Origin of the sequence: Arachnia rubra (assembly GCF_019973735.1) — a bacterium.
GTDB classification, from domain to species: Bacteria; Actinomycetota; Actinomycetes; order Propionibacteriales; family Propionibacteriaceae; genus Arachnia; species Arachnia rubra.
Window position 1 is genome coordinate 1,477,223 of sequence record NZ_AP024463.1, and the last position, 21,228, is coordinate 1,498,450.

The 21,228-nt window shown below is 63.4% G+C and carries 18 protein-coding genes and 1 pseudogene; 11 read left to right on the top strand and 8 right to left on the bottom strand.

The features are described from left to right. Window positions 1-47: 47 nt before the first annotated feature. Window positions 48-1,211 (top strand): acyltransferase family protein, encoded by a 1,164-nt coding sequence (locus SK1NUM_RS06675; RefSeq protein WP_212326939.1) that lies wholly within the window; start codon window positions 48-50, stop codon window positions 1,209-1,211. Here SK1NUM_RS06675 and SK1NUM_RS06680 read toward each other — a convergent pair. Then, window positions 1,170-3,179 carry a bifunctional metallophosphatase/5'-nucleotidase gene (locus tag SK1NUM_RS06680; protein ID WP_212326941.1) on the bottom strand — a complete coding sequence of 670 codons (2,010 nt, stop codon included), beginning with the start codon at window positions 3,177-3,179 and terminating at the stop codon, window positions 1,170-1,172. The genes SK1NUM_RS06675 and SK1NUM_RS06680 overlap by 42 nt on opposite strands. A 233-nt stretch (window positions 3,180-3,412) precedes the next feature. Between SK1NUM_RS06680 and SK1NUM_RS06685 the strand changes: the two genes are divergently transcribed. From SK1NUM_RS06685 to holA, 3 genes are read left to right on the top strand one after another with little or no spacing between them, the layout of a single operon-like run. Further along, complete coding sequence (locus SK1NUM_RS06685) at window positions 3,413-4,216, top strand: helix-hairpin-helix domain-containing protein (RefSeq protein ID WP_212326943.1); 804 nt, start codon at window positions 3,413-3,415, stop codon at window positions 4,214-4,216. Then, on the top strand, window positions 4,213-6,525 hold the full coding sequence (locus SK1NUM_RS06690) for a ComEC/Rec2 family competence protein (protein WP_212326945.1): 2,313 nt from the start codon (window positions 4,213-4,215) through the stop codon (window positions 6,523-6,525). The genes SK1NUM_RS06685 and SK1NUM_RS06690 overlap by 4 nt, the downstream gene beginning before the upstream one ends. Next, on the top strand, window positions 6,518-7,507 hold the full coding sequence (holA, locus tag SK1NUM_RS06695; protein ID WP_223927871.1) for a DNA polymerase III subunit delta: 990 nt from the start codon (window positions 6,518-6,520) through the stop codon (window positions 7,505-7,507). The genes SK1NUM_RS06690 and holA overlap by 8 nt, the downstream gene beginning before the upstream one ends. A 187-nt stretch (window positions 7,508-7,694) precedes the next feature. Here holA and SK1NUM_RS06700 read toward each other — a convergent pair whose 3' ends face one another. Both SK1NUM_RS06700 and rpsT read right to left on the bottom strand, forming a co-directional pair. Next, window positions 7,695-9,185: a DUF1846 domain-containing protein gene (locus tag SK1NUM_RS06700; RefSeq protein ID WP_212326947.1), complete on the bottom strand. Its 1,491-nt coding sequence runs from the start codon at window positions 9,183-9,185 to the stop codon at window positions 7,695-7,697. Between the two features lie 94 nt (window positions 9,186-9,279). Further along, complete coding sequence (gene rpsT / locus SK1NUM_RS06705) at window positions 9,280-9,543, bottom strand: 30S ribosomal protein S20 (RefSeq protein ID WP_212326949.1); 264 nt, start codon at window positions 9,541-9,543, stop codon at window positions 9,280-9,282. A 188-nt stretch (window positions 9,544-9,731) separates the two neighbouring features. Between rpsT and lepA the strand changes: the two genes are divergently transcribed. After that, the gene (gene lepA / locus SK1NUM_RS06710) at window positions 9,732-11,555 is read left to right on the top strand and encodes a translation elongation factor 4 (protein WP_212326957.1); all 1,824 of its coding nucleotides are present in this window, start codon (window positions 9,732-9,734) and stop codon (window positions 11,553-11,555) included. Between the two features lie 227 nt (window positions 11,556-11,782). Here lepA and SK1NUM_RS06715 read toward each other — a convergent pair whose 3' ends face one another. From SK1NUM_RS06715 to SK1NUM_RS06725, 3 genes are read right to left on the bottom strand one after another with little or no spacing between them, the layout of a single operon-like run. Then, window positions 11,783-12,607 (bottom strand): carbohydrate ABC transporter permease, encoded by an 825-nt coding sequence (locus tag SK1NUM_RS06715; protein WP_212326959.1) that lies wholly within the window; start codon window positions 12,605-12,607, stop codon window positions 11,783-11,785. Beyond that, the gene (locus tag SK1NUM_RS06720) at window positions 12,604-13,497 is read right to left on the bottom strand and encodes a carbohydrate ABC transporter permease (protein WP_212326961.1); all 894 of its coding nucleotides are present in this window, start codon (window positions 13,495-13,497) and stop codon (window positions 12,604-12,606) included. Before SK1NUM_RS06720 ends, SK1NUM_RS06715 begins: the two co-directional genes overlap by 4 nt. Next, the gene (locus SK1NUM_RS06725; protein WP_212326963.1) at window positions 13,494-14,756 is read right to left on the bottom strand and encodes an ABC transporter substrate-binding protein; all 1,263 of its coding nucleotides are present in this window, start codon (window positions 14,754-14,756) and stop codon (window positions 13,494-13,496) included. Before SK1NUM_RS06725 ends, SK1NUM_RS06720 begins: the two co-directional genes overlap by 4 nt. Window positions 14,757-14,827: 71 nt before the next feature. Between SK1NUM_RS06725 and hemW the strand changes: the two genes are divergently transcribed. Next, window positions 14,828-16,036 carry a radical SAM family heme chaperone HemW gene (gene hemW / locus SK1NUM_RS06730; RefSeq protein ID WP_223927873.1) on the top strand — a complete coding sequence of 403 codons (1,209 nt, stop codon included), beginning with the start codon at window positions 14,828-14,830 and terminating at the stop codon, window positions 16,034-16,036. A gap of 338 nt (window positions 16,037-16,374) precedes the next feature. Here the strand turns inward: hemW and SK1NUM_RS06735 are convergent. Continuing rightward, window positions 16,375-16,986 (bottom strand): annotated as a pseudogene (locus tag SK1NUM_RS06735) (helix-turn-helix transcriptional regulator); the annotation flags it as partial. Window positions 16,987-17,072: 86 nt separating this feature from the next. Between SK1NUM_RS06735 and SK1NUM_RS06740 the strand changes: the two are divergent. Further along, on the top strand, window positions 17,073-17,630 hold the full coding sequence (locus SK1NUM_RS06740) for a DinB family protein (RefSeq protein ID WP_223927875.1): 558 nt from the start codon (window positions 17,073-17,075) through the stop codon (window positions 17,628-17,630). 138 nt (window positions 17,631-17,768) lie between these two features. Here the strand turns inward: SK1NUM_RS06740 and SK1NUM_RS06745 are convergent, their stop codons facing one another. After that, window positions 17,769-18,440, bottom strand: a complete 672-nt coding sequence (locus SK1NUM_RS06745; protein ID WP_223927877.1) for an NUDIX hydrolase — start codon at window positions 18,438-18,440, stop codon at window positions 17,769-17,771. 81 nt (window positions 18,441-18,521) lie between these two features. Here SK1NUM_RS06745 and SK1NUM_RS06750 point away from each other — a divergent pair, with 81 nt between their 5' ends. From SK1NUM_RS06750 to SK1NUM_RS06765, 4 genes are all read left to right on the top strand, one after another. Next, complete coding sequence (locus tag SK1NUM_RS06750) at window positions 18,522-19,211, top strand: SDR family oxidoreductase (protein ID WP_212326976.1); 690 nt, start codon at window positions 18,522-18,524, stop codon at window positions 19,209-19,211. A gap of 89 nt (window positions 19,212-19,300) precedes the next feature. Next, the gene (locus tag SK1NUM_RS06755) at window positions 19,301-19,654 is read left to right on the top strand and encodes a GntR family transcriptional regulator (RefSeq protein ID WP_212326978.1); all 354 of its coding nucleotides are present in this window, start codon (window positions 19,301-19,303) and stop codon (window positions 19,652-19,654) included. Next, window positions 19,654-20,388 (top strand): ABC transporter ATP-binding protein, encoded by a 735-nt coding sequence (locus SK1NUM_RS06760; RefSeq protein WP_212326980.1) that lies wholly within the window; start codon window positions 19,654-19,656, stop codon window positions 20,386-20,388. The genes SK1NUM_RS06755 and SK1NUM_RS06760 overlap by 1 nt, the downstream gene beginning before the upstream one ends. Beyond that, window positions 20,373-21,188: a hypothetical protein gene (locus SK1NUM_RS06765; protein ID WP_212326982.1), complete on the top strand. Its 816-nt coding sequence runs from the start codon at window positions 20,373-20,375 to the stop codon at window positions 21,186-21,188. The genes SK1NUM_RS06760 and SK1NUM_RS06765 overlap by 16 nt, the downstream gene beginning before the upstream one ends. The last annotated feature ends 40 nt before the right edge of the window (window positions 21,189-21,228 follow it).

The following is a 21,228-nucleotide window of genomic DNA, read 5'->3' on the forward strand; positions in this document are numbered from 1 at the left end:
ACGATCGGATGATGGCGCGGCGCGCCTGAGGATCCTAGTTTCACATCATGACCACTGAGAAACGCCTGCATGGGCTGGATGCCGTTCGTGCAGGGGCACTACTTTTAGGCATCGTCTTGCACTCATTAATGCCCTTCACGGACATCGTCTGGATGATCAATGACTCTCAGCGCAGCAGCGTTTCGCTGCTGGCATGTGGAGCAATCCATCTGTTCCGGATGCCCTTGTTCATGCTGCTTGCGGGCTATTTTGGGCGGATGGTCACCTTGAGGCGTGGGCCGGGTAGCTACTTGAGGGATCGTGCGAAGCGGATCCTGTTGCCAGCTGTTGTCTTCTGGCCTTTCGTGGTGATTCCGCTTGGTTTTCTCTCCATGTATGGGGCCTCTGTAAGAGGACTGCCGGCCCCCACGCCCACAGAGCCGGTCTCACCACTGATGATGTTCACCCCGGGACAGCTGTGGTTTCTGCTGGTGTTGTTTGAACTGGTTGTTGTGGTGCTGGCGGCCAGGGCCCTGCTGCTCCGGTTCCTGGGTGCTGAGATCGCGGGAAGGACCGCCACCCGGATCGGAGAGGTGCTGTCACACCCGGCCGGCGTCCTACTTCCAGCCTCGACCCTTCTGATTGCCTTGGTGATGCAAGGCAGGGATCCGGCAGGCGGAATCATCGCTCCGACGACGATCGTGCCGGAACTGGCCTCCCTAACCGGCTACCTGGGGGCTTTCCTGACTGGCTGGTTCCTGCATGCAGCAGCCGGTTCTATGCAGCGAGTCGCCAAGAACTGGCTTCCAATGCTGGCAGCCGGTCTTCTAATCACCGTGGTCGTATGGCTGCCGGGGCTGCCAACGGCCGTGCTCTCAGCCGTAACCGCCGTGGCGAGCTGGCTTCTCGTATTCGGGCTGCTGGGTGTTGGAATGCGTTTCCTGGACCGGGCACACTCCTGGATCCGGTATCTCGCCGATGCCTCCTACTGGATGTACCTGATGCACCTGCCCTTGCTGGTGGCGCTCGAGATCCCGCTGGCTGACCTGGCGTGGCCAGTACTTGTGAAACTCGTGATCGTGTGGGTGGTCTCCACCACAATCTTGCTCATCACGTATGAGCTGTTGATTCGTCACACCTGGCTTGGCGCATGGCTCAATGGCAGACGCTATCCACGTACGTCACCGGTCTCAGATACCAGTCCTCGGGAGTCCCGGTCTGGGCAGCCGTGAGCCGCCCATTGGAGAAGCGGAACCGCATACTGAGTCGTCGCCAGCGACCTTGACCTGCTGGCGAGCCACGGTCCCGGAAGGGGAGAACCTGAAGACCAGGGTCTGGGCGCCAGAGGGGATCGCGCAGCCAGCGGGAAGACTGATATCTACCCGTGCCCTGCCCTCCGTAACGGTTCCGCCGCCGACCCTGGTCTCGCCGAGGAACACCTCAACGCTGTCGTTGGCGAGCGCTGGAGTCACCCTGGCAGGATCTTTCGGGGAATTTCCAGTCGCCGTCCCTAACAGGAAATCCACACCCTCACGAGCCTTAACGGCTCCTGAGGGCAGATCGAAGCTGAACGTCACGGTCTCGCCGTTACGGTTCAATTCGGTGGGTGCAGCAATGAGTGACAGGCCACGTTTGGCATAGCTCGGGGAGAGAGTCTGCTTGTCCTTCACCCAGCTGGTCCATGCCTCCAGATCGACGCGTCCTGTATCCCGGGTGTTGGCTCCCTTGGCCAGCTCCCGGAAATTGTCACCGCCTGCGATCAGGAAGGAGGTGGAACCTAGGGAATAGAGCCGGTCCGGGTCAAGGGGAACACCGCCGATGAAGATTGAGGTGATGCGATCGCCCTCAGGACGTGACTCGTCATAGGTGTAGGAGACATTGCTGGATAGGCCAAGGCGCAGGAAGGGTCGTGAGGGGATCTCGCCCCTGGCATTGCGCTGCCATTGCTGTTCCAAGACCGTTTTGAACTGGGTTCCCGTCAACCGGGTGGTCAGCAATGTGTTTGCGAACGGCAGGGTCAGCGCTGCCTCCTTGTAGGTGATGTCACCGGAGTCAAAACTATCGCGCGTTCCTCCGGGGTTCTGGACGCCGATGAAATACGGATCCCCATTGCCCAGTACCTCATGGAACATCTGAGCCACCAGGTTGCTCATGGGGGATTCCACATCCCGGACATCAGAGTTACCGGTTGGGGTCGAGATGGCTGCGGTGGCCTTGCCGATCACAGTGGTTCCGATCTCGTCGGCCCTGGCTACGGCTGCGGAGACGATACCGGAGATCCGCTGGATACGCGGGAGGCTGTCGTCGGCAACTCCAGGGTCGATCTCAATTGCGGTGTTGGAGACTCCACAGAGCGTCCCAGCCGAGGTCACGCCGGCCCGAAGCTCATTGATTACGGTCCCATATGAGCCCGCCTGGGTGAAGAGCTGGCCCTTGGCGTTTGTCCACGAATACCTCTGATGGGTGTGACCGTTCAGCACGACGTGAACCCTGGAGTCTATGCCCGTCCACATCTTGTGAAAGTTCGGGCTGGCCTCGGCCTGTTCGTCACCGGTGCTGTTTCCGTCTGGCGCTCCCTCGTGGATGGAGGCAATGACCAGGTCGGTCTCTGGGGGCAGCTGAGCGACGGTCTCGTTCACGGCCTCCACCGGGTCGCCGATGGTGAGGCCGGTGATTCCTGCGGGGGAGACAACAGATGACAGATCACCGGTGACTGCCCCGATAACCGCGACATTCAAGTCACCCACTTTAAAGGTCCTGTATGCCTTGAGCGGAGAGGCCACCTGTCTGGTGCCTTTCGCGTAGACATTCGCCCCAAGCTGCTCTATGCCGTTCAAGGAGGTATTCACCCGGCCGGCGAGGTCGGCCCAGCCTTTGTCGAACTCATGGTTTCCCACGGTCTGCACGTTGAGGCCCACTGCTGACATCACCTTCAAGGTGGGGTTGTCATTGTCTGCCATGGACTCGAATGTTGAGCCGCCAATGTCATCTCCGCTGCTGATCAGCGCGACGTTCGCCTCTCCCTGGACAGATCGTGCTCTTTCCACAGGGGTGAACAGCGCTGATGCATTTCTCAGCCGCCCATGGAAGTCGTTGTAGGTGAACAATGAGACGTTGTGGGAAGGCGTGCAGCTGGCGGGATCGGCTGCCGCGTGGGAAGGCGTGATGAAAAGTGTCCCAAGACCCAAGCAGAGAGCCATCAATCCGGTAGGTAAGTGTTTCCTTGGCAGGGTCATGGGTAACTCCATATGTTTTTCCGGCCCGACGCTGTTGTCGAGATTCCTGGGGACAACCCTTAGGCACGCACTTTGCAGCAGTCAAGGAATTGAATCGTTGTTAACCCAAGATTTACCTACAGCGCATCGTGGTGAGAGTTTCCAACAGGTTCCGGCACCCTTGGAGGATCGGCCCCAGCCCTGCCCAGAGTGTTGGCATGGGGAGTCTCACAGATCAGCAGCAGATTGAGCGGGCGCGGCTGGCGCTCGTGGCCTCCGGGCAGGCCCCGCTCGGCGCGGCGCGGCGAGCGGATGACATCTCGACCGAAAGTGACCCGCCTGCGCAAGCGGGGGAGGAAACACCCGAGGCCAAGGCACGCACAGGCTGGCGGCGGCTGGTCATGCTCGGCCGCGAACATGTTGTCGTGGTGATAGCGCTGCTGGCCTGTGGCGTGCTCATCACCTTCTATGCCCTGGGACAGAGCTCCGCCACAGAACTGCCGGCCAGCTCACCCAGCATGATCTCCACCTCAGGGCCTGCACTGTCAAGTAGTCCCGAGGTCTCCGCCAGCCGTGGTGTGCTAAGAGTTCATGTGCTGGGAGCGGTGGCCAGGCCTGGGGTGGTCTCCGTCACTGAAGGAGCAATCGTGCTGGACGTGATCGAGGCCGCGGGTGGGCTGGTCTCCGGGGCGGACCCCGGTGAACTGAACCTGGCGGCTCCCGTACGTGACGGGCAGCAGATCATTGTCGGCACCTCAGCCTCGCCACGTGGGGAGGTTGTGGAGCCGGGAGGCGGTGTGGCGACGGAATCGGGCTCAAGTTCTGGGGCAGGGCTCGTGAACCTGAACCGTGCCACCTCGCAGCAGCTGCAGGAACTCCCCGGGGTGGGACCCGTCTTGGCTGAGGCCATCATCAAGTGGCGGACCGACAACGGGTCCTTCACAGAGGTCTCTCAGCTACGGCAGGTCTCGGGGATCGGCCCGAAGGTTTTCGAGAAACTAGCGCCGTTGGTGACTTTGTGAGCCGCCATGACTGGCGCCTGGTTCCCCTGGCAGTGGCAGCCTGGATAGGCTGCTGGGCAGGGACCTCGGGATGGCGGCCAGCCACGGGGCTGTTGTGCGCTGGTATCGGTGTGCTCGTGGTCTGTGCCCTACTGCTGCGGAAGATCTGGTTCGATCTTGCCGTCTGTGTCCTGGTCGTGGCCGCGGTTCTGGCTGGGGTGCGCTCCTCAGCGGTCCACGAGGGTCTTCCCGCCAGGTGGGCAGCCGAGGAGCCACTGGGGTCAGCGCTGATCAGGCTGGAGGGGGAGCCGGCCCTGACCCAGCACTCAGGGCGTACCTTAGCGATCGCCAGGGCGACGCTGCTGGAGCTTGAGGTGAACCGGCGGAGCCTGAGCACGTCGCAGCCGGTCCTGCTACTGGCAGGTGACCAATTGGCAACGGAGCTGATGGACATCGCGCCAGGAGCGGTTTACAGGATCTTGGGGCGATTGGGTTCCTCGGAACCTGAGTCCCACGAAGCCCTCGTTGTGAGGGTGACTAGAATTTCCGGCGAAACCCGGGCGCCCGACTTCTTCAATGCTTTGGTGACCGCGATCCATGCCGGCTTGCGCGAGGCCGCATCCCACTCCCCACCCGAGCAGGCGGCTCTGGTGCCGTCGCTGGTGGTCGGAGATCGCAGCGGGATCACGCCGGAGCTCACTGATGTCTTCCGTGCCACCTCGCTCAGTCACTTGCTGGCGGTCAGCGGTTCCAACCTCACGCTGCTGCTTGGGGTGCTGCTTTTCGCCACGCGTTTCATAGGCGTCAGGGGTTGGGCGGTCCGCGGAGTTGCCGCTGGGGGAGTGGCTTTGTTCGTGCTGGTGTGTAGGGCCGAGCCCTCTGTGCTGCGCGCAGCAGCCATGGGGCTTGTGGCCTTGCCTGCGATGGGAATCGGGCGTGGCAAAAGCAGCGTCCGCAATCTCAGCGTCGCGATCCTCGTTCTCCTGCCGCTGGATCCCTGGCTGTCCCGCTCCTGGGGTTTTGCGCTTTCCGCGGCAGCGTGCCTCGGCATCAGCGTCGGTGCAGGACCGATGGTCAAGAGCATGGGCTCATGGGCGCCTGGATGGCTTGCCGAGGCCATTGCTGTGCCTCTGGCCGCTCAGCTGGCCACACTCCCGCTGACAACGGCGCTTTCGGGCCAAGTGTCGGTGGTTGGGGTGGTCGCGAATGCGCTGGCGGGTCCTTTCGTCGGGCCTGCCACTGTGCTGGGTCTCGTGGCTACCATCTTGACCTGGGCGCCACCGGCTGCTGCCCTGGTGGCCTGGCTGGCGGGCTGGGTGGTGCAACCCATCCTCTGGATAGCTCATTGTGGCGCTGCGATGCCGGGTTCAGTCCTCGAATGGCCCACGACACCTCCCGGGATCATCGCCAGTGTTCTGCTGGCTGGGGCTGTTGCGGTGCTGGCCTGGGCAGCACTCCGGCGGCGGGCAGGAGCCCTGTGCCTGATCCTTGGCCTGCTGGTCGCCGGATGGCTACGTCCGGTTCCTCTGGACTGGCCGGGGAGATGGCAGGTTGTGTTCTGTGATGTCGGGCAAGGAGATGCGACGGTGTTGCGTGCTGGTGATGCAACAGCCGTCCTTGTGGACACCGGACCCGAGCCTGCCCCCACCATCGCCTGCCTGGAATCCCTCGGGATCAGGCATATCCCGTTGCTCGTTCTCACGCATTTTCACGCGGACCATATCGGGGGCGCCGAGGCCGTCCTGTCCCGGTTCCGGCCCGAGATGGTTCTGGTGAGCCCGCTGCGCTCCCCTGGGATGTCTGCCGCCTCAGTTGACGCCGCAGCGGAGGCCTACGGGGCGCGTGTGATCGTGGCCGTCCCTGGGCAGAGCATGACTGTTGGGGAGGTTGGATGGGTCACCGCATCGGCATGGCAGCCAGGCGGTACCTCGGTGGCGGGGGAGAGCGAAAGCTCCGTGGAGAACGACTCCTCCGTGGTGGGAGTCGCCGATGTCGCAGGAATGCGGGTCTTGCTTCCTGGGGACGCGGAGCCTGGCGGTCAGGAGCAGGCGATACGCAGGGCCCGTGATCTGGGGATCTCACTTAGTGCGCATGTCCTGAAAATTCCCCACCATGGCTCTTCCCGGCAGGCTCCGGAGTTCCTCGCAGCCTCGGCGGCTCAGCTGGCGGTTGCGAGTTGCGGGCAGGGCAACTCCTACGGGCACCCCAGCTCCAAGACCTTGACCAGAGTGGCGGCACTCGGCATGGTTGTTGCCCGCACCGACACGGATGGCAGCGTAGCGGTCTCACTCGAAGCCGGGAAACTCAATGTACGCCGCTGGCGTGGCTGATGTCGGAGCCAGCTGGCATGCTGGGCGGGTGAACAGTTTCGGACACACCCTGCTAGTCACCGGTTCTGAGTCGCTGCTTACCGCCCGGGCCATCGACGGCAGGCGCCGGGCCGCGCTGGAGGAGGAACCTGAGGCCGAGGTCAACCGGATCTCGGGTGCCGAGCTGGCCGATTCCATGCTCTCGGAGGTGACGGGAGGCTCCTTGTTCTCCAGCCATATCATCGCCATCATCGACGACATTGGCGCCACCCCGCCGGATGTGGTCGATGCGCTCGTGGCCTTGGCGAAAGACCCAGGGGATGAGTTGTGCCTGATCCTTTCCCACGAAGGTGGCAACAAGGGCCGCGGGCTGGCAGACAAACTGAGGAAAGCCAAGATCGAGACGGTCAGCGTCGCTGCCCCCAAGCCGTGGGAGCTCCCGAGGTTCTGCGTGGAGGAGGCGCGTTCCCGCAAGGTGAAGCTCTCGCAGGAAGCGGCGGGTGTGCTTGTGGCGGCGGTTGGAAATGATCTCAGGGCACTCACCTCAGCCATAGCCCAGCTGGCTGATGATGCTGATGGCGCGCCGGTCGACGAGGCACTGGTGCAGAAATACTTCGCGGGCCGCGCCGAGGTGACCTCGTTTGCGGTGTCCGATGCAGTCCTGGCAGGCAACACCTCGCTGGCTTTGGAACGTCTCCGCTGGGCTCTTGGTACAGGGGTCGCACCGGTGTTGATCACCTCGGCCATGGCCGGGGCATTCCGTGGAATGGGCAAATACCTGGAAGCGCGGGGAAGTGGTGCTGATCTTGCCCGGCGTATCGGTGTACCGCCGTTCAAGCTGAAGGAGTACCAGCGCACCTCCCGGAACTGGCAGCCGGCGGGTGTCGCGGCGGCAATCGGGATCATTGCCCAGGCTGACGCCGATGTCAAAGGCGCCGCCACCAACCCGGACTATGCCCTGGAACGCATGGTGCTTGGAATCCTGCGACAGAAACGGGCCTAGGCGTCGTGTGGTGTGAGTCCGCTGGTGTTTTCCGACACTGGAGGCGGCACCTCGTTTCGTTCACCTCGCTCACGGTACGCCCAGTAGCGTTTTACTCGGCTGCCTTGGCACAGCATCCGCCCCGGAACCGCCTCCCACTGACAAACTCCCACCACAACACCAGCCTCTGATTCCCCAGGCTGGATCCTCAATGCTTCCGGTACAGTTTTTTGGTCTGGAACACCGGCTCGCAGGTTACATACGCCCCCAGGCTTCGCAGAATGGCCTCATCGACTGGGCCGAGAATCACCGTGGAGTGGACATCACAGCCGCGGATGTTGTGGAGCTCCGCCAGGGCGCGGCGCGCGAAGTCGCTATGTGTGGCACTCACCGACAGGGCGATCAGGACCTCGTCTGTGTGGAGACGCGGATTCTGGCTGCCCAGGTGCTTCGTCTTCAACGTCTGGATCGGCTCGATGGTCTCAGCCGCCAGCAGCTTGACGTCCGGGTCGATCCCGGCGAGTGCTTTGAGGGCGTCGAGCAGCATGGCCGAGCAGGCACCCAGCAACGGTGAGGTCTTGCCGACGATGATCTGGCCGTCTGGAAGCTCGATGGCAGCGGCGGGTGCCTTTGTTGTCCGCTGCTTCTCCAATGCTGGACCCACCACGGGCCTATCCTCGCGGGAGATCTGCAGTTTACTCATCAGCAATGCGATGCGGTCCGACTGGACCGGTTCCGTCTGGTCCCGGTGCTCTGCCGCGAGGGCTTTGAAATAGCGGCGGATCACCTCCTGCCGGGACGCCTCTTGGCACACCTGATCGTCGCTGATGCACATCCCGGCCATGTTGACGCCCATGTCGGTGGGTGACTGATATGGGGACTCGTCGAGCAGCTGCTCGAACAGCCGCTTTAGCACTGGGAAGACTTCGATGTCGCGGTTGTAGTTGACCGTCTGCTCGCCATGGGCAGCCAGATGGAAATGGTCGATCATGTTCACGTCGTCCAGGTCAGCGGTTGCCGCCTCATAGGCGATGTTCACGGGATGGTCGAGGGGTAGGTTCCAAATCGGGAAGGTCTCGAACTTCGCATAGCCGGAGCGAATGCCGCGCTGATGGTCGTGGTAGAGCTGTGACAGGCAGGTGGCCATCTTGCCTGATCCCGGGCCGGGTGCGGTCACGACCACCAGGTCGCGTTCAGTCTCGATGTAGTCGTTGCGCCCATACCCGTCGGGGGAGACGATACGTGCCACGTCATGTGGGTAGCCGGGAATCACATAGTGGCGGTAGACCTTGATGCCGAGCCGATCCAGTTTCCGCCTGAAGGCCGCGGCCTGGCGATTGTCATTGGACCAGTGGGAGATGACGACACTTCCGACATAGAGACCGTAGGAGCGGAATGCATCGATGTGACGCAACACGTCGTCCTCGTAGGAGATACCCAGATCCGCTCGCACCTTGTGGCGGGAGAAATCCTGGGCGTTGACTACCACCACGATCTCCACCTCGTCGGCGAGCCCAGCCAGCATCACGATCTTGTTGTCGGGGGTGAAACCAGGCAGGACGCGGGAGGCATGCATGTCGTCGACGAGTTTCCCGCCAAACTCCAGGTAAAGCTTGCCCCCGAACTGGCGTCGCCGGGCCTCGATGTGCTCGCCCTGAAGCGTCAGATACTTTTCCCTGTCGAATCCAACTTTGTGCATTTCTCCCCATTCGTTGTGACTGCCGAAGCATACGCGAAACAGCGCCCAGACCACCGAGTGGGTCCGGGCGCTGGCTTACCGGTTCGGCTATGGGTCAGTCGAGGGCGTTGACGGTCAGACTGATGGCCGACTTGCGGTTGGCCGCCTGGTTGGCATGGATCACACCTTTGCTGACAGCCTTGTCTAGGGCGCGATTGGCGACCCTGGAAAGCTCGATGGCCTTGGCCTTGTCACCCTCGGCGACGGCAGTGCGGAAGTTGCGAACATAGGTGCGCAGCTGAGACTTGACAGCCTTGTTGCGCTGGCGCGCTTTCTCGTTGGTCTTGATGCGCTTCTTCTGGGACTTGATGTTTGCCACTTGGGCTTGCCTCGCTAGTCTGGTTACTCGGTTTGGGCGCGTCATTACGACGCGACAGTCCAGACTAGCGGAGCCTGGGTAGAGCCGCCAAATTTCTGGCCGTGATCCTGCGGGCCGGGTCGTGCTCGTGTCCTGAGGGTCGCTCGTGAGAAGATAATTCGTCCCGCTCCCGGCTACAAGGAGGATGGATGCCAGCACCCGGCAGGACCGATCCGGCGATCATCCGCAATTTCTGCATCATCGCTCACATCGACCACGGCAAATCCACTCTCGCCGACAGAATGCTGCAGCTCACCAAAGTGGTCGATGAACGCGCCATGCGAGCCCAGTACCTGGACCGCATGGACATCGAGCGTGAGCGCGGCATCACCATCAAGTCACAGGCGGTGCGGATGCCATGGACAGTCGACGGGACCGAGCACATTCTCAACATGATCGATACCCCGGGGCACGTGGACTTCACCTACGAGGTCTCGCGCTCCCTGGCGGCCTGCGAGGGCGCGATCCTGCTGGTGGATGCGGCCCAGGGCATCGAGGCCCAGACGCTCGCCAATCTGTACCTGGCCCTGGAGGCCAACCTCCACATCATCCCGGTCCTGAACAAGATCGACCTGCCCAGTGCCAATCCGGAGAAATACGCCGCTGAACTGGCCGGGATCATCGGCTGCGATGAGCCGGAGGTGCTCAGGGTCTCTGCCAAGACCGGGAACGGCGTCGCCGGCCTACTGGACCAGATCGTCGCCCAGATACCGGCTCCCGTCGGTGACCCCGAAGGCCCCGCGCGGGCCCTGATCTTCGATTCCGTATACGACACCTACCGCGGTGTGGTCACCTACGTCCGCGTGGTCGACGGGGAACTCAGCCATCGTGAACGCATCCTCATGATGTCCACCAAGGCCGAGCATGACCTCCTCGAGGTGGGGGTGATCTCCCCGGAGCCGAAGAAAACCGATTCGCTGGGCGTCGGCGAGGTGGGATACCTGATCACCGGTGTCAAGGACGTACGTCAGTCGCGGGTGGGTGACACCATCACCGGGGCCAGCCGTTCTGCTGCCGAGGACCTTGGCGGCTACCGGCACCCCAACCCGATGGTCTATGCCGGTTTGTACCCGATCGACGGTGACGACTTCAACGAGCTACGTGAGGCCTTGGAGAAACTCCAGCTCAACGACGCGGCTCTCACTTTCGAACCAGAGACCTCGGGGGCGCTGGGTTTCGGGTTCCGTGTCGGTTTCCTCGGTTTGTTGCACATGGAGATCGTCCGTGAACGCCTAGAACGCGAGTTCGGCCTGGACTTGATCTCCACCGCGCCCAACGTTGTCTACCGCGTCGTCATGGAGGACGGCACCGAGCACACCGTGACCAATCCATCGGAATATCCCGAGGGCAAGATCTCCGATGTCTATGAACCTGTGGTGCGTGGCACGATCCTGACCCCGGCTGAGTACATCGGGGCCGTCCTCGAGCTATGCCAGATGCGGCGTGGCGTTCAGCAGGGCCTCGACTACCTGAGCGAGGACCGGGTTGAGATTCGCTACACCCTGCCGCTGGCTGAGATCGTCTTCGATTTCTTCGATGCCCTGAAGTCACGCACCAAGGGTTACGCGTCTCTTGACTACGAACCCGATGGTGAACAGGTGTCTGACCTGGTGAAGGTGGACATCCTCCTCCACGGCGACCCCGTCGACGCCTTCTCAGCGATCGTCCACAAGGACAAGGCCTACTCCTATGGCCTGAAAATGGCGGGCAAACTCAAGGAACTCATTCCGCGCCAACAGTTCGAGGTGCCGATCCAGGCGGCCATCGGGTCGCGGGTCATAGCCCGGGAAACCATCCGGGCCATGCGCAAGGACGTGCTGGCGAAGTGCTACGGCGGCGACATCTCCCGCAAACGCAAGCTTCTGGAGAAACAGAAGGAGGGCAAGAAGCGGATGAAGATGGTGGGTCGCGTCGAGGTGCCGCAGGAAGCCTTCGTGGCCGCCCTGTCCACATCGGAGACCACCAAGAAGTAGGGCGCAGGGCTCCTGGAGCACCAGGCAATCAACCGGGACAACTGGGACTCTCGCGCTGACGTTCATCTCAGCGCGAGAGGTTACGCCCCGGACAAGGTGGCGGATCCCTCGTGGATCTCCCACGTGGTTGCCTTTGACCGGCCCCGTCGCTGGAACTGCCCTACTGGGAACACACTGAACCGCTGTTGTGGCACGACGAGTGCTCCTACACCGGAGGTGAGGCCGGTTCAGCGCAGTCCGGAAGTGGTCAGCCCCTGGACCAGGAAACGCTGCAGGAACAAGAAGACCACCAGCATCGGCAGGATCGCGATCAGCGAACCCATGAAAAGCTCCGGGTAGCGCACGTTCTGGCTGGTCATGTACTGGCTGAGCGCCACCTGGACGGTGCGCGTCGCCTCGCGGCCAACCAGCGAGGGCCACAGGAAGGCGTTCCACGACCCGATCAGCACGATCGTCCCGACCGCTGCGACGGTGCCCGTGGAGTTCGGCACCACGATCCGCCAGAAGGCCGTGAACGGGTTGCAGCCGTCCATCAGCGCCGCGTCCTCCAGCTCGGATGGGAAATCCAGGAAGGCCTGCCGGAACAGGTAGGTAGCGAAGGCGGAGAACATGCCCGGGATCACCAGTCCCCGGAACGAGTCGATCCAACCGAACTGTGCAGTGATGATGAACATCGGGATGAATGTGGTGGCCGCGGGCACCATTAGGGTGAACACCGTCAGCCCCAGCACCATTCTCGACAGCCGGTGGGTGAAACGCGCCAGCCCATATCCAGCCATCAGGGAGATCACTACGGTGCCCACCGTCTGCAGGATGGTCATGATCGCCGAATTCAACAACCCTTTCAACACACCCGTCGAGTCGGAGGACAGCATCGATTCCAGATTGGCCAGGTTGAGCTGGTCGGGCAGCCAGTTCCAGCGGGGAGCGGTGATGTTCTGGTTCGTGGAAAAGGCGTTCCGGATGATCACGTAGAACGGCAGCAGGAAGAGCAGGGCCAGCGCCGTGGCCAATCCGTAACGCAGCGCCGTGACGAGCCGGGAGGATCTCATCCGCGCTGCCTCCCCAACACCCAGTTCTGCAACAGACCGAAAACCACGATGATGCTCGCCAGGATCATCGTCCCGGCACCCCCAACCCCCAGGTCCTGCTGCCCGCCCCCCAGGGCGGTCAGGTACAGGTGTACCAGCGGTGGACGACCGTAGGGCGGGTAGGAGCCGATGGAGCCCAGCAGGTTGTAGAACTCGTCGAAGGCCTGGAAGGCCCCGATCAGCAGAAGCATGATCACCGCTGCCGAGGTGGCGCGCAGCTGAGGGAGGGTGATGTGACGCAGCATCCGCCAGCCGTGTGCCCCGTCGAGTGCTGCCGCCTCGTAGGTTTCGGGTGGGATGCGTTGCAGGCCTGCGATGAACAGGATCATGTAGAACCCGGCCTGCAGCCACAGGCGCACCGTGACCAGGGCGATCCAGTAAAGGTTGTCGCCACCACCGAGCCAGTTCACCGCATCCCCGCCGAAGGCCCGGATCAAGGAGTTCAACAAACCGAAACGGGTTCCGGAGAAAAACCCGAACCGCCACACCAGGGCCGCAACCACGTAGGAGACCGCGGTCGGGATGAAGAAAGCGGAACGGAAGAAGGCCTGCCCCCACTTCAGCCCGTTCAGCAGCAGCGCCAACCCCAGCGAGCACACGTAGGTGAGCGGCACGATGAACACAGCGAACGCGGCGAACACCAGCAGCGAATCCCGGAACAGGGGATCACCCAGCAGCTGCGCGTAATTGTCGAAACCGACGAAACGCGTCGGGGTGAGCGTTTGGTGGGCCTCGTGGAGGGACAGCCAGGCGCTCCACAGGATTGGGATGTAGACGAACACCAGCAAACCCAGGGCGAACGGCCCCACGAATACCGGGAACCAGAGTTCCCGGCGCCGGATCAGATTCACCCCTTCAGTTTCGCGAGCTCGGTGGCGGCCAGTTCCGCGAAACCTGCGAAGGCCTGAACCGGGTCCTGGCCCTGCACCACCACATTGCTGATGGCCGCGGAATAGGTGTCTCCCAGGGAACCCGACCACATGATGTCGTTGGCGAAGCCATGGCTCCCGACGAACTCGGCGGCCTTGGCCCCGGGACCGGACTGCAATTTCTTGGCCGTGGCCACGAGCGACTTACGGGCCGGGATGTGGGTGCCATAGGAATCGGAGAAGTCCAGCTGCTTGTCGGTCTGATCGATCCAGAGCCATTTCACGAACTCCTTGGCCGCCGCGGCATTCTTTCCCTTGGCAGCAACGCAGGAGCCGAAGGCCCCGAAAGGCACCGCGACCCGCCCCTTCGCGCCGATCGCGGGGAAAGGCAGTACCCCGACGTCATCGCCGTGGGCGGCGATGATGTCGGGCAGCGACCACAGGCCACCCCACTGCATCGCTGTCTCGCCGTTGACGAAGGCGGCACCGGAGAACCAGTCGGCCGAGGCCGCCTTCAGCAGCCCGTTGGACTGGTAGAAGTCTCTGTAGGCGGAAAGGGCCGCGTAGAAATCATCGGTGAGGAAGGCCGCGGCGGTGCGATCCGCATCGAGCTGGTCGTGGCCCGAGGCCCAGATCAGCAGGGTCCCCAAAACATCCACCCCGCCCTTGTTGCCGGCGAAGAACCCACCCATGTCCGAGGTGGCCACGGCATTCGCCGCCTTCACCAGGTCATCGAAGGTAGCGGGGGCGGCCACCCCAGCGGCCTGCAGCAGGGAAGGTCGGTAGTAGAGCAGCTGCATGTCGATGGTCTGCGGGATGCCGTGGATCTTCCCGTCGAAGGTGAAACGCTTGATGACGGCCTCGTTGAAGTCATCACGCACCGGGGCGATCATTTCGGTCAGGTCCTCCAGCTGCCCGGAACGGATCATGTCGAGGGAACCGCCCTGCTCCACCTCGAACACATCGGGAACGTCGTTGGTGAGCAACTGGGCGGCGAGAATGCTTCCGTAGTCGCCGGGATTCCACTTCACGTCGACTTTCGCGGCGGTGTATTCGGCGGCGTAGCGTTCGACTGCCTCCTTCACCCCTTCCTCCCCGTACTGGTGGTACCACTGGGTCAGGGCCGGGCCGCCACCCGACGACTCTTTGCCACCGAGCCCGGTGTTGGAGCCGCAGGCGCTGAGGGCGGCCGCCGCGGCGAGGCCGCCAAATCCTAGGACGCTTCGACGAGTCAGGTTCATGCCCAGAGTCTTTCACCAAACGCCCCCGGTTTGGGGCAGGGGAGGGAATTTGAGCACTGTATATTTTCCCGGTGGCCAATCAGCTGCCTGCCGGAGACCCGGTGCCTCTCGACGGGACCCTGCCCGGTTCCGCGCTGGCCGAGCTGCCGGAACGGTCGTTCTCCGTCTACCTGCACGTCCCCTTCTGCCACAGCCGCTGCGGGTACTGCGACTTCAACACCTACACCGCATCCGAGCTGCGGGGCATGTCCACGGGCGACTATCTCACGGCGGCGCTGCGGGAGATCGACCTCGCGGCCCGGGTGCTCGGCGGTGGGACCCCCGAGGTGGACACGGTCTTCGTCGGCGGCGGCACCCCGACCATGCTTCCGGCGGGGGAGGTGTCGCGGCTCCTGGATGCCGTCCGGGAGCGTTTCGGCCTGGCCCGCGACGCCGAGATCACCACCGAGGCCAACCCCGAGACCGTGACCCCGGAATACCTCCGGCGACTTCGGGAAGCCGGTTTCACGCGGATATCGCTGGGAATGCAGTCAGCGGTGCCGCACGTCCTGGAAGTCCTGGAACGGGCACACACCCCGGGACGCGGCATCGATGCGGCACGCTGGGCCCGGCAGGCCGGTTTCGAGCACGTCAGCCTGGACCTGATCTTCGGGACCCCGGGTGAATCCAGGACCGACTGGGAGAAGAGCCTCGAAGCGGTGGCCGCGGCACCCGTCGACCACGTCTCCGCCTATTCACTCATCGTGGAGCAGGGAACCCGCCTGGCGATGCGGGTGCGCAGGGGTGAGGTGCCGATGCCGGACGACGACGAACTCGCCGAGAAATACCTGATGACCGAGCAACACCTGACGGCGCTGGGATTCAGCAACTATGAGACCAGCAACTGGGGCCACGGCCAGGCGGCGCGCTGCCGGCACAACCTGGCCTACTGGCGGGGCGGGAACTGGTGGGGCATCGGGCCGGGCGCCCACAGCCACATCGGGGGAGTCAGGTTCTGGAACCGCAAACACCCGCGCAGTTACGCGGCCGCCCTGGCCGACGGCCACACCCCGGCTCAGGGCAGGGAGGTGCTGTCCTTGGAGGATCGCCGGGTGGAGCGGGTGATGCTCGAACTCCGGCTGGCCGAAGGGCTGCCGCTGGGGGTGCTCACCGAAACCGAATCTGCCCGGGTTGAAGGGATTGTTGCCGAAGGATTGGGAGTAGTGGAGGAGGGACGGCTCTCGCTCACCCTGCGTGGTCGGCTCCTGGCCGACGGTGTGGTGCTGCGGCTGCTCGACTGAGCGGCCTCGGCGAACTCCGCGGCCAGGCCCGCCAGGGCGGTTCGCAGGGAGTTGCCGCGCACCACGCGCAGTTCGGCTCCCAGCGAGCGCGCGAGACCGACGAGATGCCAGGCCATGTGGTCGGGGTCGTCGTCCCCCACCCGCAGCGTCGAGACCCCGTCGTGCTCCTCCAACAACTCGAAATGGCGTTCCGGGATCCTGTTTTCCAAGACCTGTGAGGGACAGGTGAGCGTCACCACCGCCTCATGTGGCCAGTGGTCCGGGCGGCGGCCCAGCAGCATGTCGCGGGGGCTGGGTGGGGTGCGGGGAGTGAAGGTGAAGGTGAGAACATGCACCCGGTTCATGCGGTCCAGCCGGAAGAGCCGCCAATCGGAACGCAACCGGTCGAAGGCGATCAGATACCACTTCCCGGCCTGGGTGAGCAGCTGAGCGGGTTCCACGTCCCGTTCGGACTCCTCCCCGTCGCCGCGCACGTAGTTGATCCGCGCCAGGCGGTGGTCGCGTTTGGCCTTCGCCAGCGCCGCCAAGGGCTGCCAGGAAATCCCGGGGCGGGTGGCTGGCAACGTCGTCACGGCCTCCGAAACCGCCGCGACCTCGGGACGGATCCGTGCGGGCAACACCTGGTCGAGTTTCGCCAGGGCCCGCAACGCGGCCTCCCCGATCTGGTCCCTGCCATCCATGGCGGCCATCCTCAGGCAAGCCGTCAGGGCGATGGCCTCGTCGTCGTCGAGCACCAGCGGCGGCAGGGCGCGACCACCCGACATGCGGTATCCACCGTCCAGACCCTGCACGCTGTCCACCTGGTAGCCGAGCTCCCGGAGCCTGATGACGTCACGCCGGACGGTTCGCTGCGTGACGCCGAGCCGCTCCGCCAGCTCGGATCCCGTCCACGTGGAGCGGGACTCGAGCAGCCCGAGCAGCCGCAGTACCCGGTGGGTGATCTCGCTCATGAACCCAAGCCTCGCACGGGTAGCGGACAGGATCTGTCCGGATTGTGCGGCAACGTTGGTGTCGAACGAACCGAACAGGAGGAAACATGTACTTCCCGGCCATCCACGATGAACGCACCACGCTGCGGAACTACCAACAGGTGCAGCTCCAGGCCATCCGGGACGCCGCCCACGGGCTGACCGATGAACAGGCCCGGCGGCAACCCCTGGCCTCGGTGTTCTCCGTCTCCGGGGTGATCAAGCACTGCTCCTACGTCCTGCGCAGCCGGCTCGCGGCGGCCGGTGTCCTGGACGCGAAGCCCGGCTACGAGGACTTCATGGCCAGTTTCACCCCCGGCGAGAATGAGGATCTCACCACGCTCCTCGAGGACTACGACAGGCTCTGCGAACAGTACCTGAAGCTGGTGGAGGAGACCGATCTGGATCAGGTGGTGCAGGTCCCGCCCGCTCCCTGGTACGGACGCAACGAATCCGATGAGGCGACCATGCGCTACCTCATCGTCCACAACCTGGCGGAGTTCGCCCGGCACGCAGGACATGCGGACATCATCCGGGAGCAGATCGATGGCGCCAAGGCCGCGGAACTCAACGCGGCCGTGGAGGGTCGACCCGCCAACAAGTTCGTAGCGCCCTGGAAGAAATGACCCGGTCTGATTGGGGGGGGCGCCGGGAAGCCGGCGTCCCCAACCGGGTCACAGGTGTTGCTCGGCCCAGCGGCCATGGATCGGGGCGAGATCAAAACCCAACAGGACCCGGCCAGAGTGCTTCATGGGTGCGATCCCTCACCCCTCACGCATGATCGGGGGGTGGAGGCCGCCCGCGGTTCCTGCGCGGTAGAGGGCAGCGGGTCTCCCTCGACCGCCGCTGCGGGTTCCGCACTCGACGACGAACCCCCGCGAGCCCAGAACCTTGCGTGAGAAGTTCCGGGCGTCGACCTCGACGCCCCAGGCCGCCTCGTAGACCTGGCGCAGTTCGGTCATGGTGAACTGCGGTCCGCAGAACCGGGTGGCGATCGTCGTGTACTCCAGCTTTGCGCGGGCACGCTCAATCCCGGCCCGCAGGATCTCATCATGGTCGAAGGCCAGCGCGGGGACGTCCTGCACCGGGCACCACCGGGCCCCAGCCGCGTCCGAACCCGGGGTTAGTCCGCCCAGGGATGCCGCCAGCGCCAGGTGAGCCACCGAGATGACACGCCCCCTGGGATCGCGGCCCGGATCCCCGAAGGTGGCGAGCTGCTCCAGATGAGTCGCCCCAAGATCCAGGCCGGTTTCCTCGACCAGCTCGCGCCGAGCCGCTCCGATCACTGACTCCTCCTGCAGAACGAAGCCACCCGGCAGAGCCGGTGCCCCCTCGAAGGGGGCGATGCCCCGCTCGACCAGAGCGACCTGCAACCTGCCATCGGTGATGGTCAGGACGACGATGTCGACGGCGACGGCCATGAGAGGAGCTTGCACACCCCAAGACTAAGAGATCCCGCCGGTGACGCCACGCCTTATAGACCTCTGGGGCAGCGATGGTCAAAGTAGATTCTATTCATGACGTATCAGCCTGTAGCCCTCGTGACCGGAGCCACTCGCGGGATCGGCCGTGCTGTGGCGGCCGAGCTCTCCACCACGCACCGGATCCTGGTGGGGGGACGTGACCAGTCCTCGGTAGCTCAGCTTGTCACTGAGCTCGATGACGCCGCCCCCTTCGTCTGCGACCTGACCAGGGAGGACGAGGTGGCGGAGGCATGTGCTGGGATAACACGCCTTGACGTGCTGGTGCACTCCGCGGGAGTCGTGGCATCGGGGAAGATCGGAGCCGCGTCCCGGGAGCTGTGGCGTGAGGTCTTTGAAACCAATGTCTTCGCGGTGGCCGACCTCACCCGCCTTCTCCTGCCTGCGCTTGAGGCCGCGAAAGGCCTTGTGATTGCCATCAACTCCGGGGCCGGATTCACCTCAAGCCCCGGGGGTGGCATCTATGCCGGCTCCAAGTTCGCTCTGCGAGCGCTCACCGACGCACTACGCGAAGAGGTGCGCGGCACGGTGCGGGTCTGCTCCATCCATCCTGGCCGGACGGACACCGACATGCAGCGCGAACTTCAGGCCGCGGTGGGCAATGAGAACTATGACGGAACACTCTATGTCGCCCCCGAGTCAGTGGCGGCAGCCGTCCGGCTGGCAGTCGATACCCCGGCGAATGCCACCATCGAGCAGCTGAGCATCCGCCCCAGCATCTCCTGAGCTGGGCCGCCGCGCTACTGGGTGGCGGATCGCCTTGGTCCTGTGTTACTGTATTAACTAATTAATACAGTAACACGGAAGAGAGTGGGATGGATTTCGATGCCAGTCGGCCGATATGGCTCCAGCTCAGAGAGGAGTTCGCCAGGCGCATCGTCATCAGGCAGTGGGCGCTTGGCCAGAGAATCCCCGGAGTGCGGGAACTGGCGGCCGAGCTTGGGGTCAACCCGAATACCGTTCAGCGGACTCTCGCGGACCTGGAGCGCGATGGCCTCTGCCGCTCCGAAAGAGCTGTAGGGCGCTTCATCACTAATGATGCCGAACGCATTGCGTGTCTTCGCCGTGATCTGGCGGCGGGGATGGCGGATGAGTTCATAGCCCGTGTACAAGGCTTTGGCCTGACTGAGACCGAAGCCGTCTCCCTCATCACAGAAAGGTGGCGATAGTGGCAGGCAGAAAAGAGAGACAAGAGGGCGCATCGCTGATCGCGATTCATGGTCTGGAGAAAAGTTTCGGTACAGTCCAAGCCCTTTCAGGGGTGGAACTGGAACTCGACGGTGGGCAGATAGTCGGCCTGTTGGGGGAGAACGGTTGCGGCAAGACCACCCTGCTGAAGGTGCTGGCAGGCGTCATGCAGGATTGCAGGGGTGAGGTGAGGATCGCAGGGTATGAACCGGGAGTCACCACGAAGGCCTACGTCAGTTTCCTGCCTGATGTCAGCTACCTGAGTGGCTCCGCCACCATTGCCCAGTGCCTCAGGATGTTCGTGGACTTCTTCCCGGATTTCCAGGTCGACAAGGCAAGCGACATGATCAAGTTCTTTGGCCTTGAACAGGACATGCGACTGAAACACATGAGCAAGGGCATGCGCGAGAAAGCCCAGATCGCCCTGGCCATGTCACGTGATGCCAAGGTGTTTCTACTTGATGAGCCCATCTCCGGGGTCGATCCTGCAGCTCGCGAGGTGATTCTCAACGGCATAGTGCGCAATCTGGAATCAGATGCCCTCGTCCTGATTTCCACCCACCTCATTCATGACCTTGAAGCAGTCCTTGACTCCGTCATCATGATGCGCCACGGCAAGGTCATGCTCACCGGCCAGGTGGACGATCTCCGTGCTGAGCACGGACTATCCATCGACGCTCTTTTCCGGAAGGTTTACTCATGGTCCGAAAACTGATCAAACACGAGATCCTGCGCACTGGCCCCCTGTTGGGCTTGATCCTGGACGTGGGTACCCTCACAGTGCTGGGCTCCGGTGTCCTGGCAAGCCTCAGGTTTCCTCTTCTCTCAGCCGTCTCAGCAGTGATCGGGTTCATCGCGGTCGCGTTCCCATGGCCGCTGGGCAACCTGGCTCTCACCATTGATTTCTGGCGCACCTCCTGGGGAAGGGCCGGTTACCTCACCCACAGCCTGCCAGCCAAGGGATCCACGATTTTATGGGCGCGGCTGGCCTGGGGGCTCATGGCTCAGCTGGTCTTCCTTGTCTGGACAGTATCAGCGATGCTGGCGATGCTCTATCTGGCAAATCCGGTCCCTGCAGGCGATGGGCCTGGTATCGAAAGGATTATTTCCCAGGCACTGGGCGAGATCAGCCGGATGGTGCCTTGGTGGCAGTCGGCGCTGGTTGTACTCGCCTTGTTGCTTATCGGCTGGGCCTACCTTGTAATGTTCTACTTCGCGGCCACCGTCGGCAATGGCCCGAAGTTGGCCGGCTTCGGAGCGGCCGGGCCGGTCATCACCTGGGTGATCACCTATGTGGTGCTCGGCCTTCTGATTGTGGGCTCGTTCCTGCTGCTCGTCGGCCTGGTCCTGGGGGATAGGGGATTGCACTTCACGACGGTAGACATGGTGCGAGCCGTCCAGGTGAATGACGGGAGTGTCATACCGTTTGGTTTTGTTCCCGTGATAATCGCATCGGTCGCCATCTGGGTCCCATGGATGGCTCACAACTGGAACCACCGGGTCTCATTGCGGTGATCCCTGGACGGGTGGTCTGGCCGTGTCGTGTGCGCGGCCG

Bases quoted from the DNA above. Each gene is read 5' to 3' on its own strand.
- SK1NUM_RS06725 (WP_212326963.1), bottom strand. From the start codon at position 14,756: ATGAACCTGACTCGTCGAAGCGTCCTAGGATTTGGCGGCCTCGCCGCG.
- SK1NUM_RS06740 (WP_223927875.1), top strand. From the start codon at position 17,073: ATGTACTTCCCGGCCATCCACGATGAACGCACCACGCTGCGGAACTAC.
- SK1NUM_RS06715 (WP_212326959.1), bottom strand. From the start codon at position 12,607: ATGAGATCCTCCCGGCTCGTCACGGCGCTGCGTTACGGATTGGCCACG.
- lepA (WP_212326957.1), top strand. From the start codon at position 9,732: ATGCCAGCACCCGGCAGGACCGATCCGGCGATCATCCGCAATTTCTGC.
- SK1NUM_RS06700 (WP_212326947.1), bottom strand. From the start codon at position 9,185: ATGCACAAAGTTGGATTCGACAGGGAAAAGTATCTGACGCTTCAGGGC.
- SK1NUM_RS06680 (WP_212326941.1), bottom strand. From the start codon at position 3,179: ATGGCTCTCTGCTTGGGTCTTGGGACACTTTTCATCACGCCTTCCCAC.
- SK1NUM_RS06755 (WP_212326978.1), top strand. From the start codon at position 19,301: ATGGATTTCGATGCCAGTCGGCCGATATGGCTCCAGCTCAGAGAGGAG.
- SK1NUM_RS06750 (WP_212326976.1), top strand. From the start codon at position 18,522: ATGACGTATCAGCCTGTAGCCCTCGTGACCGGAGCCACTCGCGGGATC.
- SK1NUM_RS06765 (WP_212326982.1), top strand. From the start codon at position 20,373: ATGGTCCGAAAACTGATCAAACACGAGATCCTGCGCACTGGCCCCCTG.
- SK1NUM_RS06675 (WP_212326939.1), top strand. From the start codon at position 48: ATGACCACTGAGAAACGCCTGCATGGGCTGGATGCCGTTCGTGCAGGG.
- SK1NUM_RS06685 (WP_212326943.1), top strand. From the start codon at position 3,413: ATGGGGAGTCTCACAGATCAGCAGCAGATTGAGCGGGCGCGGCTGGCG.